Source organism: Aquimarina algiphila (genome assembly GCF_947494415.1).
In the GTDB taxonomy this organism is placed as follows: Bacteria; Bacteroidota; Bacteroidia; order Flavobacteriales; family Flavobacteriaceae; genus Aquimarina; species Aquimarina algiphila.
The window spans coordinates 636,216-658,443 of sequence record NZ_CANLVC010000002.1; the positions used below are offsets into that span (position 1 = coordinate 636,216).

Here is a 22,228-nt window from a genome sequence, read left to right on the forward strand (position 1 = left end):
ATTAATTCTTTTTAAAAGGTAATCCTAGTTCGGTTAACAATGATTTTGCTTCTTTATCGGTTTTTGCCGAAGTTTCGAAAGTAATATTCATTCCAGAAATCTTATTTACTTTATCAATATCGATTTCAGGGAAAATAATCTGTTCCAGAATACCTAGTGAGTAATTACCTCTACCATCAAAACCTGTAGCTTTTATTCCGCTAAAATCTCTAACACGTGGTAAGGCAGAAGTTATCAAACGATCTAAAAACTCATACATTCTTTCTCCTCTTAACGTAACCTTTGCTCCAATTGGCATTCCTTTACGTAATTTGAAAGAAGCAACATCTTTTTTAGAAATTGTCGCTATAGCCTTCTGACCAGTTATAGTTGTTAATTCGTCTACTGCATAGTCGATTAACTTCTTATCAGCTACTGCAGCTCCAACACCTCTACTTAAAACAATTTTTTTAAGCTTTGGTACTTGCATTACATTATCATAGCTGAATTCTTCTGTAAGAGCTGACATTACTCTGTCTTTGTACTCTTGTTTTAATCTTGGGATATAAGCCATAATTATATTACTTCATTAGATTTTTTAGAAAATCTCACTTTCTTATCTCCTTCTACTCTATATCCAATTCTTGTAGTTTCTCCTTTAGAAGTTAACAACGATAAATTAGATATATGAATAGGTGCTTCTTGTTTTACAATTCCTCCTTGTGGATTTGTTGCACTAGGCTTCTGGTGTTTTGAAACTAAATTAACACCTTCTACGATCGCCTTGTTCTTATCTTTCAATACTTTTTGCACCGTACCCTCTTGACCTTTATTGTCTCCAGCGATAACTCGTACTGTATCTCCTGATTTTATTTTTAGCTTAGTCATCTTTACAAATGTTTTAAAGCACTTCTGGCGCTAGTGAAACAATCTTCATGAATTGCTTATCACGAAGTTCTCTTGCAACAGGACCAAAAACACGTGTTCCTCTCATTTCTCCTGCAGGGTTCAAAAGAACACATGCATTATCATCGAAACGAATATAAGAACCATCTGGTCTGCGCACTTCTTTCTTGGTACGAACTACAACTGCAGTAGAAACGGCTCCTTTTTTAATGTTTCCATTTGGAGTTGCTTCTTTTACACTGACAACGATTTTGTCTCCTACAGAGGCGTATCTTCTTTTTGTACCACCTAAAACACGAATGACTAAAACTTCTTTACCACCTGTGTTGTCTGCTACTTTTAATCTAGACTCTTGTTGTACCATAATTACTTCGCTCTTTCAATTACTTCTACTAATCTCCAGCATTTGGTTTTACTCATAGGTCTTGTTTCCATGATCTTTACAGTATCACCAATATTGCAGTCGTTCTTTTCATCGTGTGCAACGTATTTTTTCGTTTTCAACACGAACTTTCCGTACATCGGGTGTTTTACCTTTTTAACTTCAGCAACCACAATTGATTTCTGCATTTTGTTACTAGTAACAACACCTATACGTTCTTTTCTTAAATTTCTTTTTTCCATCTTTCAGCAGAATTAACCGTTTAATTCTCTTTTTGTTAGCTCTGTAGCCATTCTCGCAATAGATCTTCTTACTTTACGTAATTGTAAAGGGTTTTCTAGCGGTGACATGGCATGAGCCATTCTTAAATCTGAATACGCTTTTTGAGATTTACCAAGTTCCTCTTGTAATTCAGCTGTAGATAATTCTTTTACTTCTGATTGTTTCATAGTCTCTCAAATATTAAGCTTGATAATCTCTAGCTACGATAAACTTAGTTTTTACAGGAAGTTTTTGTGCTGCAAGACGTAATGCTTCTTTAGCAACGTCATAAGACACACCACTTATTTCAAATAAAATTCTTCCTGGTTTTACTACTGCTGCCCAATACTCAACAGCACCTTTTCCTTTACCCATACGTACTTCAAGAGGTTTCTTAGTGATAGGCTTGTCCGGGAAAATTTTAATCCACAGAGCACCTTCTCTTTTCATATAACGAGTAGCAGAAATACGAGCTGCTTCTATTTGTCTAGCAGTAACAAAACTTGAATCTAATGATTTAATTCCGAAGGTACCGTTAGAAAGAGTATGTCCTCTTTGAGAAAGACCCTTCATACGTCCTTTTTGTTGTTTACGGAATTTTGTTCTTTTAGGCTGTAACATTGTTAATTTACTTTAAAAAATTACTTTCTACGACGTGATTTGTTATTACCACCACTTCGTCCACCTCGGTTGTCACCTTTTCCTTGTTTCTTGGATAAACCAACCAAAGGAGAAAGCTCTCTCTTACCATATACTTCACCTTTCATGATCCACACTTTAATACCCAATCTACCGTAAGTAGTATGAGCTTCTACTAAAGCATAATCTATGTCAGCTCTAAATGTTGATAAAGGAATACGACCTTCTTTATAAGACTCTGAACGTGCCATCTCTGCCCCATTCAAACGTCCTGAAATCTGAATCTTAATACCTTCTGCATTCATTCTAATTGCAGCCGCAATAGCCATCTTGATAGCACGACGATATGAAATACGACTTTCAATCTGTCTTGCTACACTAGATCCTACTAAAAATGAATCAAGTTCTGGTCTTTTGATTTCAAAAATATTGATCTGAACTTCCTTTTCAGTAATTTTCTTAAGCTCTTCTTTCAACTTGTCTACCTCCTGTCCACCTTTTCCGATAATGATACCAGGTCTGGCAGTGGTGATAGTAACGGTTACAAGTTTAAGCGTACGCTCAATAATTACTCTAGATACACTAGCTTTTGATAAACGTGCGTGTACATACTTTCTAATCTTATCGTCTTCGGCAAGTTTATCACCGTAGTCATTACCTCCATACCAGTTGGATTCCCATCCTCTGATAATACCAAGGCGATTTCCGATTGGATTTGTCTTCTGTCCCATATCTATTATTAGCTTTGTGTATTATTGTTTGCTGCAACCACAATTGTAACGTGATTAGAGCGTTTTCTTATTCTGTGTGCACGACCTTGTGGAGCAGGACGAAGTCTTTTTAACATACTTCCTCCGTCTACACGGATCTCTTTTACAAAAAGATCAGCATCTTCGATGCTAGCGTCTTCATTTTTCGCCTGCCAATTAGCTATTGCTGAAAGCAATAACTTCTCCAAACGACGTGATGCTTCTTTAGGGTTAAATCTAAGAATCTGAAGCGCCTTTTCAACTTTTACACCACGTACAAGATCAGCTACTAAACGCATCTTACGAGGTGATGTAGGGCAGTTATTAAGTTTAGCAAAAGCAATCTGCTTTTTCTCTTCCTTAATTCTATCTGCCATTTCTCTTTTACGAACTCCCATGACTTAAATTATTTTTTACCTTTATTTTTAGCACCAGCGTGGCCTCTAAAGGAACGTGTTGGCGAAAATTCTCCTAATTTATGTCCCACCATGTTTTCTGTAATATATACAGGTACAAATTGGCGACCATTATGTACTGCGATTGTTTGACCAACAAAATCAGGTGTTATCATCGAAGCTCTTGACCACGTTTTGATTACTGATTTTTTGTTAGCTTCAACATTTGCAGCCACTTTTTTCTCTAACTTATAGTGAACGTAAGGTCCTTTTTTTAATGAACGTGCCATATCTTATTATTTCTTTCTACGTTCTACAATATACTTATTACTCGCTTTCGTCTTAGAACGGGTTCTATATCCTTTTGCAGGAAGACCTTTTCTAGAACGTGGGTGACCTCCAGAAGAACGTCCTTCACCACCACCCATTGGGTGATCGACAGGGTTCATCGCCACAGGTCTCGTACGTGGACGACGACCTAGCCATCTTGTTCTACCTGCTTTACCACCAACGATCAACTGATGATCACTGTTTGATATCGCTCCAATAGTAGCCATACAATTAACTAGTATCATCCTTACTTCTCCAGAAGGTAATTTTACAGTAGCAAACTTACCATCTCTTGCCATAAGCTGAGCAAACGAACCAGCACTACGAGCCATAACGGCACCTTGACCTGGACGTAATTCTATACAAGAAATAATAGTTCCTAAAGGGATATCACTTAATGGCATTGCATTTCCGATCTCTGGAGCAACGTTACTACCAGAAACTATGTTTTGACCAACTTGCAAACCATTTTGAGCTATAACATAACGCTTCTCACCATCCTGATAATTAACAAGCGCTATAAATGCAGTTCTGTTTGGATCGTACTCTATTGTAGCAACGGTAGCAGGGATTCCTTGCTTATCTCGCTTAAAATCAATAATACGATACCTTTTTTTATGACCACCACCTTTGTAGCGCATGGTCATTTTTCCTTGACTGTTTCTACCTCCAGATCTTTTTTTCGGAGCCAATAGGCTTTTTTCCGGCTTATCAGTAGTAATGGCGTCAAATCCATTTACTACTCTAAAACGCTGACCTGGGGTAATTGGCTTTAATTTTCTTACTGACATTTTTTAGTCTTAAAGATTACTATATAAATCAATTACTTCACCTTCCGCCACCTGTACAATTGCTTTTTTATATGCACTTGTTTTACCAGTGACCATACCCGTTTTTGTATAACGTGTACTACGGTCTGGACGGACATTTAATGTTCGAACTTTAGTAACAGATACACCGTAAGCAGCCTCAACTGCTTTTTTGATCTCTACCTTATTCGCTTTCTTATCTACTACAAAACCATAGCGATTATACACTTCACTATCTGCAGTAGCCTTTTCCGTAATAATAGGTTTTATTAAGATACTCATGGCTTCTATTTACTTAAATTCGTTTCAATTCCTTTCAAAGAACCTTCCAAAAGTATAACACTATTAGCATTAAGTATTTTATAAGTACTTAATTCTGAAGCAGTTACAACTTCTGAACTTTTCAAATTGCGTGACGACAAATATACATTTTTATTTGACTCAGCCAACACAAACAAAGATTTTTTGTTTTCAAGCCCTAAAGACTTCAAAACAGCAGTAAAATTCTTAGTTTTTACAGTATCAAAAGTAAAATCCTCTACAACCGTAATTGCCTTGTCATTTGCCTTAATACTCAATGCTGATTTACGCGCTAACCTTTTCAGGTTTTTATTCAATTTGAACGAATAGTTACGTGGTCTTGGACCAAATACTCTACCCCCTCCTTTAAAAATAGGAGACTTAATACTACCTGCTCTGGCAGTACCTGTTCCTTTTTGTTTCTTTATCTTTCTAGTACTACCTGCGATATCTGCACGCTCCTTAGCTTTATGAGTTCCTTGACGTTGATTAGCCAAGTATTGTTTCACATCTAAGTACACAGCATGATCGTTTGGCTCAATACCAAAAACAGTATCAGAAAGGTCTGCCTTTCTTCCTGTTTCTTTTCCGTTTATATCAATTACCGCTACTTTCATTACTTCTGAATCGTTACATAAGCGTTTTTATGTCCAGGAACACATCCTTTAACAACAAGCAAATTCTTTTCAGGAACTACTTTTAACACTCTTAAGTTTTGAATTTTTACTTGATCTCCACCCATTCTTCCTGCCATTTTCATTCCTTTGAAAACTCTTGCAGGATAAGATGCAGCACCTATAGAACCTGGAGCTCTTAAACGGTTATGCTGACCATGAGTTGCTTGACCTACACCACCAAAGTTGTGTCTTTTCACAACCCCTTGAAAACCTTTTCCTTTAGAAGTTGCTGAAACATCAACAAATTCTCCTTCAGCAAAATGCTCTACTGTTACCGTATCTCCTAATTTGTACTCCTCCTCAAAACTTTTGAATTCGACAACTTTACGTTTAGCAACAGTTCCTGCTTTTTTAAAGTGACCTAAAGCCGCTTTAGTAGCATTTTTGTCTGCTTTGTCATCGAAACCTAGCTGAATAGCCTCATAACCATCAACCTCTTTAGTTCTGACTTGGGTAACCACGCATGGCCCAGCTTCGATAACTGTACATGGAATATTCTTTCCATTTTCGTCGAAGATGCTGGTCATACCGATCTTTTTTCCTATTAACCCAGACATATTTATTAATTATTAATTAGTATTCATTTTTATTTTTGCAAAAAAACAGGGTCAAAATACCTCAACCCTGAATGTATTTTTTTGCCGTTTTTCCCTTGCGCGCAGCTTGGGACATTTATCGTAAGATCTTCTTACTTAAAAGCTGTATCAAACTTTGATCTCAACCTCTACTCCACTTGGTAATTCTAGCTTCATCAACGCATCAATTGTTTTTGAAGACGAGCTATAAATATCCAAAAGTCTTTTATAAGAACTTAATTGAAATTGCTCTCTAGATTTCTTATTAACGTGCGGAGAACGTAATACTGTAAAAATCTTCTTATGTGTTGGCAATGGAATTGGCCCAGTTACTACAGCACCAGTACTCTTTACCGTCTTTACGATTTTCTCAGCAGACTTATCCACCAAATTATGATCGTAAGATTTTAGTTTTATTCTAATTTTTTGACTCATTTCTGTAATAATTAAGCGTTAACTCCTTTTGCAGCTGCGATTACTTCTTCTGAAATATTAGAAGGAGTTTCAGCATAGTGAGAAAATTCCATTGTAGACGTTGCTCTACCAGACGACAATGTTCTTAATGTTGTTACATACCCAAACATCTCTGAAAGCGGAACAGTAGCTTTTACAGTTTTTGCACCTGCACGATCTCCCATATCACTTACTTGCCCTCTACGGCGGTTAAGATCACCTACGATATCACCCATATTTTCTTCTGGAGTAATAACCTCTAACTTCATAATTGGCTCCATAATTACGGCTTTAGCAGCTTTCGCTGAATTTTTAAAACCTAATTTAGCAGCTAATTCGAAAGATAGCTGATCCGAATCCACATCATGATAAGAACCATCCTTCAATGTTACTTTCATAGCATCCACCTCATATCCTGCCAACGGTCCATTCACCATTGCCATTTTGAATCCTTTCTCAATTGACGGTATAAATTCCTTAGGAACATTACCACCCTTAATTGTAGACTCAAACTGAAGTCCCACTTGACCTTCATCAGCTGGCTCAATAGTAAATACAATATCTGCAAACTTACCACGACCACCAGATTGTTTCTTATAAACTTCTCTATGATCAGCTGCTGCTGTAATAGCCTCTTTATACTCTACTTGTGGCTGACCCTGGTTCACCTCCACTTTGAATTCACGTCTTAAACGATCAACAATAATATCCAAGTGAAGCTCACCCATTCCAGAAATAATAGTCTGACCAGAAGCTTCATCAGTTCTTACTGTAAATGTTGGATCTTCTTCAGCCAACTTAGCCAATGACAATCCTAATTTATCAACATCTGCCTTAGTCTTAGGCTCAACCGCGATACCGATTACAGGATCAGGAAAATCCATAGATTCTAAAACAATAGGATTTTTTTCATCAGACATAGTATCACCAGTCTTGATATCCTTAAACCCTACTGCAGCTCCAATGTCTCCTGCTTCTATATAATCTATTGCATTTTGTTTGTTAGAATGCATCTGATAAATACGAGAGATACGCTCTTTTTTACCTGAGCGATTATTCAAAATGTAAGAACCAGCATCTAAACGACCAGAATATGCTCTAAAGAATGCCAAACGACCAACAAAAGGATCAGTAGCAATTTTAAATGCAAGTGCCGAAAAAGGCTCTTTTACATCTGGTTTACGCAATTCTTCTTGATCTGTATTTGGATTCACCCCTACTATACCATCTTTATCCGTTGGAGAAGGCAAATAACGACATACCGCATCTAAAAGGAATTGTACTCCTTTATTCTTAAATGCAGATCCACAAATCATTGGAATGATACTCATATCCATTACAGCAGCACGAAGAGCAGCATGCACTTCATCTTCTGTAATAGAATCCTCATCTTCCATAAATTTTTCTAAAAGGTTTTCATCATAAGCAGCAACTTCTTCAATAAGCTTACCTCTTAACTCAGCAGCCTCAGCTTTTAATTCTTCAGGGATATCAATAACATCAAATGTAGACCCTTGCGTTTCATCATGCCAAACAATAGCACGGTTTTTAACCAAATCTACAATTCCCTTAAAATCTGCCTCATCACCAATATTCATTACAATCGGCACTGCATTAGATCCTAACATATCCTTAACTTGTTGACAAACTGCCATAAAGTTAGATCCTTGACGGTCCATTTTATTCACAAAACCTATACGAGGTACTTTATAATTATCAGCAAGTCTCCAGTTAGTTTCAGATTGTGGCTCAACGCCATCAACCGCACTAAATAAGAATACCAATCCATCAAGAACACGAAGAGAACGGTTAACTTCAACCGTAAAATCAACGTGACCCGGAGTATCAATAATATTAAAGTGATAACCTTTAGTATCATCTATCGGCTGACCATTTTCTGTTGGAAACTTCCACTCACATGTAGTAGCAGCCGAAGTAATTGTAATACCTCTTTCCTGCTCTTGCTCCATCCAGTCCATCGTAGCAGCACCATCGTGCACTTCACCTATCTTATGACTTACACCCGTATAATAAAGAATACGCTCTGTAGTTGTAGTTTTTCCTGCGTCAATATGCGCAGCAATACCTATATTTCTTGTATATTTTAAATCTCTAGCCATTTCTTAATGATTAAAATCTAAAGTGTGAGAATGCTTTGTTTGCTTCAGCCATCTTATGAGTATCTACTCTTTTCTTAACCGCTGCTCCTTCTTCTTTTTCTGCTGCAATAATCTCTGCTGCTAGTTTCTGAGCCATAGATTTCTCGTTTCTTTTACGAGAAAACTGAATCAACCACTTCATAGCGGTAGATATTTTACGGTCTGGTCTGATTGGATTTGGAATCTGGAAAGTAGCTCCACCTACACGTCGACTTCTAACCTCCACATGTGGCATTACATTAGATAATGCATCTTTCCAAATCTCTAATGACGTTTTTTCGTCATTTTGTTTTTTCTCTTCTACAATGTCAATAGCATCATAGAAAATTTTAAAAGCAGTTGACTTTTTACCATCCCACATCATCATGTTTACAAAACGAGTCACTAATTGATCGTTAAAACGTGGATCTGGCAAAATTGGTCTTTTTTTAGCCTTTCTTTTTCTCATGTCTTCTTCTTAAAGTTTTTTAATTACTTCTTAGGGCGTTTTGCACCATACTTAGATCTACGTTGTGTTCTACCTTCAACACCTGCGGTGTCTAAAGCTCCACGAACAATATGATATCTAACTCCTGGTAAATCTTTTACCCTTCCACCTCTAACTAATACTATCGAGTGCTCCTGGAGATTGTGACCTTCACCACCGATGTATGCGTTTACTTCCTTACCATTTGTTAACCTAACACGAGCTACTTTACGCATAGCTGAATTTGGTTTTTTTGGTGTAGTAGTATAAACACGCGTACAAACACCGCGGCGTTGCGGGCACGAATCCAAAGCAGCCGATTTACTCTTCTTAGTTATTTTGGCTCTACCTTTTCTTACTAATTGTGAAATTGTTGGCATAATTTGCTTTACACTATATATTAAATAATTTTTATAATATTCCCTTTAAAAGGGCTGCAAAGGTAGAAATATTTTTCAGCAAATCAAATCCTAATTGATTAATTTTTATTCATTTAAATATATTACCCAAAACTTATCGAACAAAAACAATGAGATTATGATTATTTCCAAGCTTCAAAACTAATATTATCTAATCAAACAAAATCTTAAATACAACATTAAACTACAGACACATCATTATAGCCACTTAAGTCAACCTTATATTACATAAAACACAACACAATAACACATCAAACAAGACCTAACCACAACACACAAGCCCCTTTTTTAAGCATTAAAATCAAAGTAGAAAAAGAAACAATCATTTTAAAGAAAAAAAAAAAAAGAAAATGATTATTAAATTATTATAATTTAACATTTAAAAATCTTAATAAAAGTTAAAATAATCAAAAATACACCTATTTAATGCTATTTTATTGTGAATTTTGAAATTGACCAATTTAAATAAATCACACACAATGAAATCATCAAGGAAGCAAATTCTAATGCTTTTTACAGCATTAGTCGTGCAATTTTCTTTTGCACAAGAAAAAACCATAACAGGTAAAATCACAGACGACATTGGCTCACCTTTACCAGGAGTAAACATTATTGTCAAAAACACGAACACTGGTACCCAATCAGATTTTGATGGAAACTACAACCTTCAAGCATCCCAGGGAGACATACTAGTCTTTAGTTATCTCGGCTTTACAAACAAAGAAGTAACCGTAGGAACCAGCGACACAGTTGATATTCAATTAGAATCTTCTGCCTCTCAATTAGAAGAAGTTATTGTCACAGCTCAAGGTATAAAACGAGAGAAACAGGCTCTTGGGTATGCTGTTGCAGAGGTTAAAAACGAACAATTAGAACAAAGAGCCGAAGGAGATATTGGTCGTGTCTTATTCGGAAAAGCCTCTGGAGTTAACATCACTCAACAAAATGGTCTTTCTGGATCAGGAACCAATATTGTTATTAGAGGATTAAGTTCTTTTAGCGGAAGCAACCAACCATTATTTATTGTTGACGGAGTTCCTTTTAGTAGCGACACCAATTCACAAGGGTCAAATGACGGAAACAGTCAGAACGATTTTGTAGACGGAAACTCCGGTTCAAGTAGATTTTTAGACCTTGACCCTAACAGCATTGAAAGCGTTAATGTACTAAAAGGTCTTGCGGCCGCAACACTATATGGTACAGCAGGACGAAACGGAGTTATCCTAATCACCACAAAAAATGGATCTGCCGGAAATGCACTTAAAAAGAATGAAGTAACGATAACTTCATCATTATTTTTTAATGAAATCGCATCTCTCCCCGATTATCAAAATCAATATGGAAACGGTTTCGACCAAGCATTCGGATGGTTCTTTAGTAACTGGGGACCAAGTTTTGAAAGAGAAGGAGTTGCAGGATGGGGAAATGGTATTGACAGCGACCCCAATAGAGGTTTTAACGAAGATGGCACCTTAGCGCATCCATATAGTACAGCTGCTTCAGCTACAGGTATTCCCGCAGCATTTCCAGAATTTGCAGGAGCTCGTTATGAATGGAGACCATATGATAGCGTTGAAAATTTCTTCAAAACCGGAACTGTCGCTAATACAGCAATTAATTTTAGAGGCGCATCAACAGACAACAAACTAAGCTACAATGCCAATTACAGTTATTTAGAAGATGAAGGTTTCACTCCAGGAAACACACTAAGAAGAAATACCCTTGGATTTGGAGGAAAAGCCGTCCTGTCTAATAAATTTACAATCTCTAATACATTAAATTACTCTAAAACAGATTTCAGATCACCACCTGTCTCTGCAAGTAGAGGTAATGGATCATTCGGAACAGGTTCTTCAGTTTTTGGAGAATTATTCTTTACACCAAGAAGTGTAGACTTAATTGGGCTACCATCTGAGAATCCTCAAGATGGATCAAGCGTATATTATCGACAAAACAATAGCATACAACATCCTATCTGGACGGTTAACAATGCCCTAAACAGGCAAACGACAAATAGAGTATTTGGTAACGGAACGTTACAATATGACTTTACCGACAACTTAAACCTAATCTATCGATTCGGAATTGACAACTACACTGAATCAAACATCAACCAACAAAACAAAGGAGGGGTTAGTGATGACGCTGCCTTACGAAGTGGAATTTACCAAACCTGGACCAACATTAATACCATCTTCGATCACAATATTATCATTAATGGAAATTTTGCATTAAACGACAACATTGGCATGACATTTAATGTAGGAGGAACCAGCAGAAGAGAAGTCTTCGAACGTAACGGTGTTGCGAGCAGCAGTCAAGTAGAGTTTGACGTATTTAGACACGTTAACTTTCTCAACCAAGATGAGATTGAATTTAAACAAGAACGAAACATAGTCGGCTTATATGGTCAAGCTGATTTTGACTATAAAAAAATGCTCTATCTTGCTTTAGCCGGAAGAAATGATTGGGTTTCTAATTTAACCACAGAAAATAGGTCTATTTTTTACCCTAGCGCAAGTGTTTCTTTCTTACCAACTACCGCATTTAAAGGACTAAGGACTGATAATGGAATAAATTATTTAAAGGTCAGAGCCGGATACGGTACATCTGCAAACTTTCCCACTGGCTTCCCAGTAGCTGTTACTTTAGATTTAGACACTCAAAACTTTCAGAATTCTGATAGCGGAAATGATGTTGTAACCAACTCGATTCCTCCAAGAGAAGGGAATCCAAATTTAAAACCTGAAAGATTAAATGAAATAGAATTTGGTATAGAATCTCGGTTTTTCAAGAATCGCATTAACCTAAACGCTTCGTATTACAACAGAACAACCAAAGACCTTATTATAGACAGACCTTTAGATCCTTCTACTGGAGCCACCATAAGAAGTGAAAATATTGGGGAAATAAAAAGCGATGGATTTGAAGTAGATTTAGGTGTAGACATTGTCAAACAGGTCAATAATGGATTTACATGGAACACCAATATCAATTTTACAGCCAGCGAAACAACAGTTGAAGATCTTGGTGCAGATACAGATATCATAGTATATTCTGGGTTTTCCAACTTAGGTAATGCCGCTATTGAAGGAGAACCACTAGGAGTAATTGTAGGAAGTCGAATTCAAAGAAACGATAATGGAGAATTTTTAGTAAATGATGCTGGTAATTACAGAGAAGAAGAAGGAACATTTGTTATAGGAGATCCTAACCCAGATTACCTCTTAAACATAAATAATTCGTTTTCCTTCAAAAATTTCAATTTAAGTTTCTTATTCACTTTTGTAAAAGGAGGAGATATTTACTCTAGAACCGTATCTACTTTATTAGGTAGAGGGCTAACAACCGACACGGTAGATCGTGAAAACACATTTATTCTGCCAGGAGTTAGAGATGATGGCTCCCAAAACAATATCCAAATAAACAATTCCACTTTTTACTTTTCGAATGTATTGTTTGGCCCGGATGAATTGGGCGTGTTTGACGGAACCGTACTTAGACTACAAGAACTATCATTGGGATACACCATCCCAACTAAATTTTTAGACAAAACTCCTTTTGGAGCAGTAAGTATAAATCTTACCGGATATAATTTATGGTTCGATGCTTTTAATATACCTGATGGAACCAATTTTGACCCTAACGTTGCCGGACTTGGTGTTGGTAATGGTCGTGGATTTGATTTCTTAAACGGACCGAGTTCAAGAAGGTATGGTATGAGTATTAAAGCTTCTTTCTAATAAAAAAAAACAATCATGAATATACTAAAATCAATATCATATAAAGTATCAGTAATTATCATTCTGATTATAGGAATGTTATTTACCGCCTGTGAAAGCACAGAGCTAGACCTTACTGAGAACCCTAATCTATTAGACCCTTCTCAATCCAACCCTGATCTATTTCTAAATTCAATTCAAGTAGATTTTGGAAAGGTCGTTGAACGCTTTGGTGCCATTGGTAGTCAGGTCACAAGAATAGACAACATGAATGGGAGGGATTACCCAAACGTATACTCTCCATCAGACTTTAATGACCTTTGGAGCGGATCGTACCAATCTACCGGAGTATCTTTTCCAGATCAAAACGGGCATAATCAAACATTTAACGGAATTCTGGCAGACGCAAGAGCACTTGAACCCATTGCTACTCAAAACAACCTATATCATCATTTAGGAATATCTCAAGTTATTGAAGCATATATTATCGTAACGCTAGTAGATTTTTTTGGCAACATACCTTATAGTGAAGCTCTTCAGGGAAGCACAAATTTAAATCCTAAAGTAGATGATGGTTCTTTAATATATGATGCTGCATTAAATTTACTGAACAATGCCATAATAAATTTCAATAAAGATGCTACCAACGAACCCGATAACGACTTCTATTATAATGGTGATTGGGAAAAATGGATTACAGCAGCTAATACTATAAAAATGAAGATTTTCCTTCAAAAAAGATTAGTTGACCCCCAAGCCATAACAAATTTTAACAACATTGTCAGTGATGGCGATTATATCCAAAGCCCTGATGAAGACTTTCAATTCTCTTGGGGAACAAATGAAATTCAACCCGACAACCGTCATCCCAGATATGCCAACAACTACGAAGGAGATGGTGCCGATGAATACATGTCAAACTGGTTGATGAATCTAATGTCTAACTCTGACGATCCAAGAATCAGATATTATTACTACAGACAAACTAATGTTGTTCCAGGAGCAGAAACAGCTCCTAATGAAGAAACACTAAGCTGCTCATTAGAAAGTGCTCCCCAGCACTATATTGATGGTGGATTTACGTTTTGCTACTTAAACAATGGGTATTGGGGACGTGATCATGGTGATGATGACGGAGTACCACCAGACGGTTTTTTAAGAACAAATTTTGGTGTCTATCCTGCAGCTGGTCGCTTCGACGATAGTAGCTTTAAAGGAACACAACAAGGTGACGGAGGTCAAGGAGCAGGAATCACACCTATTCTACTTTCTTCCTGGGTTGATTTTATGATAGCAGAAGTGGCCATGGAACAAATGAACACTTCTTCTGCAAGAATAGCTTTATCTAGCGCTATAACAAAATCAATAAATAAAGTATCGACATTTGGATCCTTAGACAGCTCTGCAAACCTAGTATTTGAACCCAATGCAACCGCAATCACCACTTTTATTAATGATCGCCTTGCAGATTTTGATGCAGCAGCAACACCAGTTGATAGATGGAATGTTATAGCAGAACAATATTGGATTGCTTTGTTTGGAAATGGAATAGATGCATACAATTTCTACAGAAGAACAGGATACCCAACAACCCTACAACCAAATGTAGAACCATTTCCTGCTACAGGTAATTTTATCAGATCATTTCCTTATCCGGCAGATTTAACAACCAACAATTCATCTGTAGATCCTAAACAAAATTTGGATCAAAAGGTTTTTTGGGACAACAATGACGATTCGCCATTATTTCCAATCGCTAACTAATTTAATCTAATTAAAACTTAAAAGATTAAAACAAAACATATAGAAAAATGAAAAGAATAATCAAATATCTAAATATACTGCTCCTTACGGGCTTAATCCTTGGGTGTAGCAGTGATGACAAAACTGTGGACGTAATACTTGACAGCGTTACAAGCGGTGGAGTATTAAGAACAATTGACATTGACAACAACCTTATCTATAATGACTTATTACTAGAATTTGACGAAGGAGCCAATTACACACTCACTTTAGAAGAACAAGACAATCAAAATGGTGAGTTGCTAGACCAAATTGAAATCTATGCTAGATTTGTTGAAAATACACGGATCGACACTAACATGGATGGAGTAATAAACGACGACGACGATGACTTATCAACAGAAGAAGGACTTATAAGAACATTAACAGCTTCTGATTTCCAACCTGGAGAAAGAGGAGTGCCTATTTCTGTAATTACCTTTACTGCAGATGAATTTTTAACATTTACTGGAGTAGATGAAAGCAAACTTCAAGGAAAAGATGATTTTGCAATTAGATTTGTACTTAAACTTAAAGATGGAAGGACATTTTCTGTTGATGACGCCAATGGGAATGTATCGGGAGGTTCATACTTCTCTTCACCATACACTTACAGAACAACAATAGGATGTACTATCACAGAAACTCTTGCAGGTACATATACTTATAATGTAACCTCTTTGATTCCTGCACCAGGCGGAAGGAGTCAATGTAACAGCATGTCGCTTCCAAGTGGAGAAGTCACCTGGACAGAAAGCGAAGACAGAGGTGAATATAGCACTACCGATTTAAGTTTTGGGCAATTTGATAATTGCTATACTGGAACATTTAACACAATTAATTTCTTAAAAGGAACAATAATTTGGGATTGTACTAAACTAGTAGCAGATGGTGAAATCATAGTAGAAGAAGACACTAGTGATGAAGAAGAATTCACCTATACCTATAAAATAACACAGATAATAGGAACCGATATTACTATAGATTTCAGCAACTCTGCAGGAGATAGAGGAACAGTTGTTTTGACCCGTCCAGATAGTAAAATATGGCCTGTGCTTTTTAAGGTTGAAGACGACTAATATCCATAAAAAAACATTAGAATACATTTTTTCTTACAAAAAAGAGGAGATTTTCAATTGAAAATCTCCTCTTTTTACAACTTGATACAAGACCAACAAAACAAATACAACTCAATATTTAACAACCCTTTAAGAAGTTGTTCATTATCTGATACTTAAACAAATTAAAAAACACAAAAAACTTCACAACCACCGTATAACTTACCCACAACAACATCTAAATATTTGGATATATCCAAATAGCTGCAATTTAAATTTTAATAACAAAAAGTTGTTTTATAAAGATATTATTATGATTTTTGGAACTGGCTAATTCAAATAAATTGTAAAATGAGAACAAAGTTTAGTGGAATTTTAACGCTATTACTAGCGTTTGTTGTGCAATTCACTTTTGCACAAGAAAAAACAATTTCAGGAACTGTGACCGATGATAAAGGGTTACCTCTTCCTGGGGTTAATGTTGTTGTAAAAAATACAGCAAGCGGTACGCAGACTGATTTTGATGGTAATTATACCCTTCAAGCGAATCGGGGTGCAGTACTTTCTTTTAGTTATGTCGGTTTTGACACTAAAGAAGTTGTAATCGGGGATGGTGACTCCATCAATGTTCAATTATCAGCTTCTGCTTCAGAATTGGAAGAAGTTGTTGTAACTGCGCAAGGTATTAAGGCAAAACCAAGATCCTTGAGTTACGCTATTGCAACAGTTGCAGATGATGAAATCGAAAACACTGGGGAGGTTAACTTAGTAAGTTCCTTAACAGCAAAAGCTCCAGGGGTTTCGGTTGTAACATCTTCAGGTTCTGTTGGTGCATCTGCTAATATCAGAATTCGTGGTAATACTTCTATATCAAGAAGTAACTCTCCTTTATTTATTGTTGATGGTGTACCTATCGATAATAGTAGTACAGGAAATGCTACAAATGGAGCTGACCAATCAAACAGGGCGATTGACATCAATCAAAATGATATTGAAAGCATTTCAATACTTAAAGGTATTGCAGCACAAACACTTTATGGTTTAAGAGCTGCCAACGGGGTTGTATTAATAACTACCAAAAAAGGTAAAGTAGGTGCCCCTACTGTCTCTGTAAGCTCAACTGTTCAAATCAGTGAAATTACTCAAACACCAGATTTACAAAGGCAATTTGCTCAAGGTAGACCAGTAGGAGGAGTTCCTACTCATAGAGGTCCTGAAACTTTTGAAGGTTTTAGTTGGGGTCCAGCTATTTCTGGTCTTGAGTATGATGGAGACACTTCTTATCCATATCACAGGTTTGGAAGATTAGTTCCTACAGGAACTGGAAATGGAAGAGCTGCAGAATCTTATGACAATGTAGACAATTTCTTCGTTAATGGTTTATTAACAGATCTTAATGTCTCTGTAAGAGGTGGTACTGAAACTGTAAGATATTATTTATCTGCTGGTAAATTAGATCAAACAGGGGTTGCTCCAACTGAAAACTTTGACAAAAGATCTTTCAGAGCAGACATTACTGCTGATCTTTCTGAAAAGTTTGAAATCTCTGCAAGTGGTTCATTCGTAAACTCAGGTGGACGAAGAGTGCAAAGAGGATCTAACATCTCTGGTATTATGCTAGGTTTGTTAAGAACAACTCCAACTTTTGATAATGGTAACGGATTAACAGGTAGAGATGCTGCAGAAACTAATTCTGTATTCCAATTGCCTGACGGTACTCAAAGAAGTTATAGAGCTGGTGTATATGACAACCCATTTTGGACTGTTGCAAAAAACCCTTCTAGTGATGATGTAAACAGATTTACAGGAAGACTATCTTTCGAATATAGACCAATGGATTGGTTAACATTACAAGGAAGATATTCTTATGATAGATATAGTGATGTCAGAAAAGCGTCACAAGACATTAATTCAGCTTCAAATCCAGGAGGTAGAGTATTTGACGACAACATCTTTAACGAAGATATCACAGCTAACTTCATAGCTTTAATTAATAAAGATATTTCTGAGAACATCACCTTCAATGGTATTTTAGGATATGAAAACTACACAAGTGACTTCTTAAGAAGAAGTGTTCAAGCAGATGGTTTAACCATCCCTGGTTTCTTTGATGTTTCAAACTCTTCAACTCAGATTAATACAAATTCAGTATTTAAGAAAAAGACAGACGCAGTTTTTGCTGACGCAAAGTTTGGAATCAAAGACATGATCTTTATTAATGGTTCTATAAGAAATGACTGGTCTTCTACTTTACCAGAAGACAACAACGATTTCTTATCTTATAGTACTGGTTTAAGTTTTGTATTTAGTGAACTTATCGAAAGTGATGTGTTTACATATGGTAAATTAAGAGCTTCATACGGTAGAACTGGTAATGACGCGCCAATATATGCAACTCAAACTTTCTACGAATCTGGTTCAGCTAATGGAGATGGCTTCATTGGAAACAATAATTTCCCATTATTTGGTGCAGTTGCTTTAGAAAGAGATGGACAATCAGGAAGTCAGCAAATTGAACCAGAAGAAACAACTGAATTTGAATTTGGTGGAGAATTAAAATTCTTCAACAATAGAATCGGTTTGGATATTACTTATTATGACAAAGAAACTACTGGTCAAATATTTGCCGTTGATGTAGCTCCATCTACTGGTTTTAATGGTCGTAATGCTAATGTTGGTAAAATTGAAAATAATGGTTTTGAAATTGGAGCTAACTTTACACCAATTCGTACAGATGACTTTTCTTGGGATCTTAATATAAACTGGACTGCTTATGATTCTGAAGTTATTGAATTAGCTCCTGGAGTTGAATCATTTACTTTAGCTGGATTTACTTCAGTTTCTTCTAGAGTACTTCCTGGAGAATCTTATGGGGCAATATTTGGAGACAGATTCCTAAGAGATGATAATGGGAATATATTAATTGATGATACTGGTTTTCCTATCACTGACCCAACATCTGGTGTAATTGGAGATCCAATTCCAGATTGGCAAATGGGTATTAGAAATACTGTTTCTTACAAAAACCTTTCTCTATCTTTCTTATTTGATATTAGAGAAGGTGGAGATGTATGGTGTGGTACTTGCGGTATCATAGACTACTTCGGAGTTGGTCAAACCACAGCAGATCAAAGAGAAATTACAGATTATGTATTTGAAGGGGTTGTGCAGTCTACTGGACAACCAAATACAAGGCAAGTTGCTTTAGCTGATCCCGCAGGAGGTTTAGGTGCGAACAGATGGGTTAGATATGGTTTTGGAGGAGTAGGAGAAGATAGTGTATATGATGCCTCTTGGGTTCGTTTAAGAGAAGCATCTATAAGCTATAAACTAGGGGAAAAGTTATTAAATGGTACTCCTATTAGTTCTGGATCTATTACATTCTCAGGGAGAAACCTGTGGTTAGATACAAACTTTCCAGGTATCGATCCTGAAACTAACTTAACTGGAGATTCTAATGGTATTGGTTTAGAATATTTTAACCAACCAAACACCAGAAGTTATGCCGTTTCACTTAAACTTAATTTCTAAAAAAAGTAAAAATGAAAAGAATATATAAAATCAATAAGGTTTTTATTTTCATGATGGTCATAGCTTTTACGCTTTCATCATGCGAATATGGTACTACAAACGAGGACCCTACGCGTCCAGGTGGTGATATTATTCCTATAAATGCGGTGATGCCAATTATGCAAGCTCAATCGCACAGAAATATTACCGCAGGATTGGGTCGTTTATCAGGAATCGTAATGCAACAATGGGTTGGTTTTGATGCACAACAAGTAGCTTATACTAGTTATGTAATCGGAGAAACGGACACAGATAACTTTTGGGATACCGGTATTTACACTGGATCTATGAGAGATTGCGTTGATATCATTAACAGAAGTACAGATACTGAAGGAGTTAACAGCAGAGGTGTTGCAAAAATATATCTTGCTGCTAACCTTGGAATGACAACGAACTCTTGGGGTGATGTTCCTTTCTCTGAAGCTTTTGTTGGAGAAGAGAATTTAAATCCTTCATATGATACTCAAGAGTCTATATATGGTGAAATATTCAGATTATTAAACGAAGCAGAAGCAGATTTACTTGCAGAAGATTCTTCTGGAGGAATTCAAGGAAGTCTTGTGACCTTAAGTAATGAAGGCTGGATTAAAGTCGCAAACGCATTAAAAGCTCGCTACTATATTCAGCTTACAAAAAGAGATCCAAATGCAGCTAGTAATGCACTTTCAGCTATTGCAAATGCAATGGATAGTAATGCTGATCAAGCTCAATTTAATTTTGAAGATACTCAAAATGGTAGTAATCCATTGGCTAGATTTGGTCAAGATAGACCAAACACCATGATTATTGATCCACAATTTGATGCACTCATGACTGGAGATCCTCGTAAAAGCCTTTATATTGATAATTCTGGGGCTGACCCTGTATACTATAATGGTGGTACGAATCTATTCTGGGCAAGACAAGACACTCCTGGTCTTTTGATGACATATGCTGAACAAAAATTTATTGAAGCCGAAGCTATAGAAAGAAATGGTGGTGATGGAACATCTGCTTTAGCCGCAGCTATAACTGCTAACATGCAGTTTATAGGTGTGCCAGCATCTTCAATAGCAACATACCTTGGAGGACTATCTCCTTTAGGAGGAACTTTAGAGGCTGATATATCTGTAATTATAGGTGAAAAATATAAAGCATTATATGGGAATACACCTATTGAAATTTGGAATGATTATAAAAGAACAGGATATCCTGCCTTAACTCCAAATGCAACTGGATCAAATGGATTTAATCCATCTGGAGTAATCCCAAGACGTTGGTTATATCCAATTTCTGAAAGAGTATCAAATCCTGGACCTTATCAAGAAGCAATTACTAGACAAGGAAGTCATTTACTAGACGGACAAACTTGGGCTTTTGATTAAAAAGGGTTTCCAATACTATTAATAACATTATAGTAAATACAGTATAATTTTACTGTTATATAAATAAAAAAATAAAATAAATGAAAACATTAATAAGAAGCATATTTTTCACTGCGCTGATAATCTCTGCGGCATCTTGCTCAGACGATGAAGATCCTGGAGCTACTGGTGTAAGCTCAGGAGCCACAGCTATATTAACTGACTCTCAAATAAGTGTATTTGATGTTAGTAAAGACTTAGCAATAGAAATAACTGGAGATGCCCAAGTTAGTGGAATTGAGGTTTTTAATGGGTCAACCAAGATTGCTGATGCAACTGTATCTGGTAATGGAGCAACGTTCAATTCTTCTTCTCTAGGAGCGCTTGGATCTGGATCGATAGGTTTAGATTTTGTACTTTCAATAGCAGGAGGAAATTTTCCATCTACAGTTTCTGCTCAGACTATTAACGTCTCTAAAGTTATAAGTTTAACTGATGAAGTATCATCGATTAAAATCAAGGATACAGCATCTACTAATTTGATTAAATACGTTACTTCAACTGCTGGAGCTACAATAGACGATATCGTTGTAACATGGAGAAATGGTAAAGCAGGAATGGAAACTGATATTTCAACAGGATTTGACACTGATGAAGGGACTATTGACCTCAAAGATCGTGACTACATTACCGATTATGGTCTTACAAAAGGGGATACTTTAATTTATTCTTTCTCTGTTTCAAGTGGAGCTCTTACTGATAAAGTAGAAGCTACAATTGCTATAGTACCACAACCTTTCAATGATGAATCATCGGGGAATTTAGCGAATAACACTACTAGTAATCAATTAGATTTACTAACTGGAACTTCTTTTATTGATGATGCATTTTCAGGAGATATTGACTTCGTAGGCCCACAAGGATTTGGTGCAATTAACAACACTGTTGATATGGAGAATTATGCTGTTGACATAGCATTTGTAAAGCTTACCGATACTGGAGCTGCATTTTATGCTGATTATAACGATGTTGAACAAGCAAAGGTGGATTTTGACGCAGGAGTTTCTGCTACAACTATTCAAGTTGCAAAAGACGATATTATTGTATATAAAATTGTTAGAAATACAGGAACAACTGCAATGCCAGTTTTAAAAGATTTCTATGGTAGTATTTTAGTAGGAGACATCACTATAGTAAATGGAATGGCTGTAGATATGGATCTTTCATCTAAAGAAAACAGTATTATAGATTAAC

Annotated in this window: 23 protein-coding genes; 6 read left to right on the forward strand and 17 right to left on the reverse strand. The window is 36.3% G+C overall.

The features are described from left to right. Nucleotide 1: 1 nt before the first annotated feature. The 17 genes from rplE to rpsL all read right to left on the reverse strand — a co-directional run bounded on the left by rplE (nt 2) and on the right by rpsL (nt 9,460). The gene (gene rplE, locus PQF96_RS05360; RefSeq protein ID WP_109435172.1) at nt 2-553 is read right to left on the reverse strand and encodes a 50S ribosomal protein L5; all 552 of its coding nucleotides are present in this window, start codon (nt 551-553) and stop codon (nt 2-4) included. Between the two features lie 2 nt (nt 554-555). Further along, nucleotides 556-867 (reverse strand): 50S ribosomal protein L24, encoded by a 312-nt coding sequence (rplX, locus tag PQF96_RS05365; protein WP_109435173.1) that lies wholly within the window; start codon nt 865-867, stop codon nt 556-558. 13 nt (nt 868-880) lie between these two features. After that, a complete protein-coding gene (rplN, locus tag PQF96_RS05370; RefSeq protein WP_027392543.1) occupies nt 881-1,249 on the reverse strand; it encodes a 50S ribosomal protein L14 in 369 nt (122 codons plus the stop codon). A 2-nt stretch (nt 1,250-1,251) separates the two neighbouring features. After that, complete coding sequence (gene rpsQ, locus PQF96_RS05375; RefSeq protein WP_024770871.1) at nt 1,252-1,509, reverse strand: 30S ribosomal protein S17; 258 nt, start codon at nt 1,507-1,509, stop codon at nt 1,252-1,254. Between the two features lie 12 nt (nt 1,510-1,521). Continuing rightward, a complete protein-coding gene (rpmC, locus tag PQF96_RS05380; RefSeq protein ID WP_025666452.1) occupies nt 1,522-1,716 on the reverse strand; it encodes a 50S ribosomal protein L29 in 195 nt (64 codons plus the stop codon). Between the two features lie 13 nt (nt 1,717-1,729). After that, complete coding sequence (gene rplP, locus PQF96_RS05385) at nt 1,730-2,149, reverse strand: 50S ribosomal protein L16 (RefSeq protein ID WP_109435175.1); 420 nt, start codon at nt 2,147-2,149, stop codon at nt 1,730-1,732. A gap of 20 nt (nt 2,150-2,169) precedes the next feature. Continuing rightward, on the reverse strand, nt 2,170-2,898 hold the full coding sequence (gene rpsC / locus PQF96_RS05390; RefSeq protein WP_271765350.1) for a 30S ribosomal protein S3: 729 nt from the start codon (nt 2,896-2,898) through the stop codon (nt 2,170-2,172). Between the two features lie 8 nt (nt 2,899-2,906). Further along, nucleotides 2,907-3,314 carry a 50S ribosomal protein L22 gene (gene rplV / locus PQF96_RS05395; protein ID WP_109435177.1) on the reverse strand — a complete coding sequence of 136 codons (408 nt, stop codon included), beginning with the start codon at nt 3,312-3,314 and terminating at the stop codon, nt 2,907-2,909. Between the two features lie 8 nt (nt 3,315-3,322). Further along, the gene (gene rpsS, locus PQF96_RS05400; protein WP_024770876.1) at nt 3,323-3,601 is read right to left on the reverse strand and encodes a 30S ribosomal protein S19; all 279 of its coding nucleotides are present in this window, start codon (nt 3,599-3,601) and stop codon (nt 3,323-3,325) included. A gap of 6 nt (nt 3,602-3,607) precedes the next feature. Beyond that, complete coding sequence (gene rplB / locus PQF96_RS05405; RefSeq protein WP_109435178.1) at nt 3,608-4,432, reverse strand: 50S ribosomal protein L2; 825 nt, start codon at nt 4,430-4,432, stop codon at nt 3,608-3,610. A gap of 9 nt (nt 4,433-4,441) precedes the next feature. Next, nucleotides 4,442-4,732 carry a 50S ribosomal protein L23 gene (gene rplW, locus PQF96_RS05410; RefSeq protein ID WP_109435179.1) on the reverse strand — a complete coding sequence of 97 codons (291 nt, stop codon included), beginning with the start codon at nt 4,730-4,732 and terminating at the stop codon, nt 4,442-4,444. A 5-nt stretch (nt 4,733-4,737) separates the two neighbouring features. Further along, nucleotides 4,738-5,367: a 50S ribosomal protein L4 gene (rplD, locus tag PQF96_RS05415; protein ID WP_109435180.1), complete on the reverse strand. Its 630-nt coding sequence runs from the start codon at nt 5,365-5,367 to the stop codon at nt 4,738-4,740. Further along, nucleotides 5,367-5,984 (reverse strand): 50S ribosomal protein L3, encoded by a 618-nt coding sequence (gene rplC, locus PQF96_RS05420; protein WP_109435181.1) that lies wholly within the window; start codon nt 5,982-5,984, stop codon nt 5,367-5,369. Before rplC ends, rplD begins: the two co-directional genes overlap by 1 nt. 147 nt (nt 5,985-6,131) lie before the next feature. After that, nucleotides 6,132-6,437, reverse strand: a complete 306-nt coding sequence (rpsJ, locus tag PQF96_RS05425) for a 30S ribosomal protein S10 (RefSeq protein WP_010181931.1) — start codon at nt 6,435-6,437, stop codon at nt 6,132-6,134. An 11-nt stretch (nt 6,438-6,448) separates the two neighbouring features. Beyond that, nucleotides 6,449-8,575 carry an elongation factor G gene (gene fusA / locus PQF96_RS05430; protein WP_109435182.1) on the reverse strand — a complete coding sequence of 709 codons (2,127 nt, stop codon included), beginning with the start codon at nt 8,573-8,575 and terminating at the stop codon, nt 6,449-6,451. Between the two features lie 10 nt (nt 8,576-8,585). Next, entirely contained in the window at nt 8,586-9,062 is a 477-nt protein-coding gene (gene rpsG, locus PQF96_RS05435) for a 30S ribosomal protein S7 (protein WP_024770882.1), read from the reverse strand. Between the two features lie 23 nt (nt 9,063-9,085). Then, nucleotides 9,086-9,460: a 30S ribosomal protein S12 gene (gene rpsL, locus PQF96_RS05440; RefSeq protein WP_024770883.1), complete on the reverse strand. Its 375-nt coding sequence runs from the start codon at nt 9,458-9,460 to the stop codon at nt 9,086-9,088. Between the two features lie 518 nt (nt 9,461-9,978). On the opposite strand from rpsL, the gene PQF96_RS05445 reads away from it, so the two are divergent. From PQF96_RS05445 to PQF96_RS05470, 6 genes are all read left to right on the forward strand, one after another. After that, on the forward strand, nt 9,979-13,242 hold the full coding sequence (locus PQF96_RS05445; protein WP_271765351.1) for a SusC/RagA family TonB-linked outer membrane protein: 3,264 nt from the start codon (nt 9,979-9,981) through the stop codon (nt 13,240-13,242). A 15-nt stretch (nt 13,243-13,257) separates the two neighbouring features. After that, nucleotides 13,258-14,985, forward strand: coding sequence for a SusD/RagB family nutrient-binding outer membrane lipoprotein (locus PQF96_RS05450; RefSeq protein WP_271765352.1), 1,728 nt, complete (start codon nt 13,258-13,260; stop codon nt 14,983-14,985). 47 nt (nt 14,986-15,032) lie between these two features. Then, nucleotides 15,033-16,082, forward strand: coding sequence for a hypothetical protein (locus PQF96_RS05455; RefSeq protein WP_271765353.1), 1,050 nt, complete (start codon nt 15,033-15,035; stop codon nt 16,080-16,082). Nucleotides 16,083-16,412: 330 nt separating this feature from the next. After that, on the forward strand, nt 16,413-19,592 hold the full coding sequence (locus tag PQF96_RS05460) for a SusC/RagA family TonB-linked outer membrane protein (RefSeq protein ID WP_271765354.1): 3,180 nt from the start codon (nt 16,413-16,415) through the stop codon (nt 19,590-19,592). Nucleotides 19,593-19,603: 11 nt separating this feature from the next. Next, complete coding sequence (locus tag PQF96_RS05465) at nt 19,604-20,995, forward strand: SusD/RagB family nutrient-binding outer membrane lipoprotein (protein ID WP_271765355.1); 1,392 nt, start codon at nt 19,604-19,606, stop codon at nt 20,993-20,995. An 80-nt stretch (nt 20,996-21,075) separates the two neighbouring features. Beyond that, entirely contained in the window at nt 21,076-22,227 is a 1,152-nt protein-coding gene (locus PQF96_RS05470) for a hypothetical protein (protein WP_271765356.1), read from the forward strand. Nucleotide 22,228 lies beyond the last annotated feature (1 nt).

What these genes read in the sequence shown, in the direction of transcription:
- rplE (WP_109435172.1), bottom strand. Translation starts at nt 553, where the DNA reads ATGGCTTATATCCCAAGATTAAAACAAGAGTACAAAGACAGAGTAATG.
- rplX (WP_109435173.1), bottom strand. Translation starts at nt 867, where the DNA reads ATGACTAAGCTAAAAATAAAATCAGGAGATACAGTACGAGTTATCGCT.
- rplN (WP_027392543.1), bottom strand. Translation starts at nt 1,249, where the DNA reads ATGGTACAACAAGAGTCTAGATTAAAAGTAGCAGACAACACAGGTGGT.
- rpsQ (WP_024770871.1), bottom strand. Translation starts at nt 1,509, where the DNA reads ATGGAAAAAAGAAATTTAAGAAAAGAACGTATAGGTGTTGTTACTAGT.
- rpmC (WP_025666452.1), bottom strand. Translation starts at nt 1,716, where the DNA reads ATGAAACAATCAGAAGTAAAAGAATTATCTACAGCTGAATTACAAGAG.
- rplP (WP_109435175.1), bottom strand. Translation starts at nt 2,149, where the DNA reads ATGTTACAGCCTAAAAGAACAAAATTCCGTAAACAACAAAAAGGACGT.
- rpsC (WP_271765350.1), bottom strand. Translation starts at nt 2,898, where the DNA reads ATGGGACAGAAGACAAATCCAATCGGAAATCGCCTTGGTATTATCAGA.
- rplV (WP_109435177.1), bottom strand. Translation starts at nt 3,314, where the DNA reads ATGGGAGTTCGTAAAAGAGAAATGGCAGATAGAATTAAGGAAGAGAAA.
- rpsS (WP_024770876.1), bottom strand. Translation starts at nt 3,601, where the DNA reads ATGGCACGTTCATTAAAAAAAGGACCTTACGTTCACTATAAGTTAGAG.
- rplB (WP_109435178.1), bottom strand. Translation starts at nt 4,432, where the DNA reads ATGTCAGTAAGAAAATTAAAGCCAATTACCCCAGGTCAGCGTTTTAGA.
- rplW (WP_109435179.1), bottom strand. Translation starts at nt 4,732, where the DNA reads ATGAGTATCTTAATAAAACCTATTATTACGGAAAAGGCTACTGCAGAT.
- rplD (WP_109435180.1), bottom strand. Translation starts at nt 5,367, where the DNA reads ATGAAAGTAGCGGTAATTGATATAAACGGAAAAGAAACAGGAAGAAAG.
- rplC (WP_109435181.1), bottom strand. Translation starts at nt 5,984, where the DNA reads ATGTCTGGGTTAATAGGAAAAAAGATCGGTATGACCAGCATCTTCGAC.
- rpsJ (WP_010181931.1), bottom strand. Translation starts at nt 6,437, where the DNA reads ATGAGTCAAAAAATTAGAATAAAACTAAAATCTTACGATCATAATTTG.
- fusA (WP_109435182.1), bottom strand. Translation starts at nt 8,575, where the DNA reads ATGGCTAGAGATTTAAAATATACAAGAAATATAGGTATTGCTGCGCAT.
- rpsG (WP_024770882.1), bottom strand. Translation starts at nt 9,062, where the DNA reads ATGAGAAAAAGAAAGGCTAAAAAAAGACCAATTTTGCCAGATCCACGT.
- rpsL (WP_024770883.1), bottom strand. Translation starts at nt 9,460, where the DNA reads ATGCCAACAATTTCACAATTAGTAAGAAAAGGTAGAGCCAAAATAACT.
- PQF96_RS05445 (WP_271765351.1), top strand. Translation starts at nt 9,979, where the DNA reads ATGAAATCATCAAGGAAGCAAATTCTAATGCTTTTTACAGCATTAGTC.
- PQF96_RS05450 (WP_271765352.1), top strand. Translation starts at nt 13,258, where the DNA reads ATGAATATACTAAAATCAATATCATATAAAGTATCAGTAATTATCATT.
- PQF96_RS05455 (WP_271765353.1), top strand. Translation starts at nt 15,033, where the DNA reads ATGAAAAGAATAATCAAATATCTAAATATACTGCTCCTTACGGGCTTA.
- PQF96_RS05460 (WP_271765354.1), top strand. Translation starts at nt 16,413, where the DNA reads ATGAGAACAAAGTTTAGTGGAATTTTAACGCTATTACTAGCGTTTGTT.
- PQF96_RS05465 (WP_271765355.1), top strand. Translation starts at nt 19,604, where the DNA reads ATGAAAAGAATATATAAAATCAATAAGGTTTTTATTTTCATGATGGTC.
- PQF96_RS05470 (WP_271765356.1), top strand. Translation starts at nt 21,076, where the DNA reads ATGAAAACATTAATAAGAAGCATATTTTTCACTGCGCTGATAATCTCT.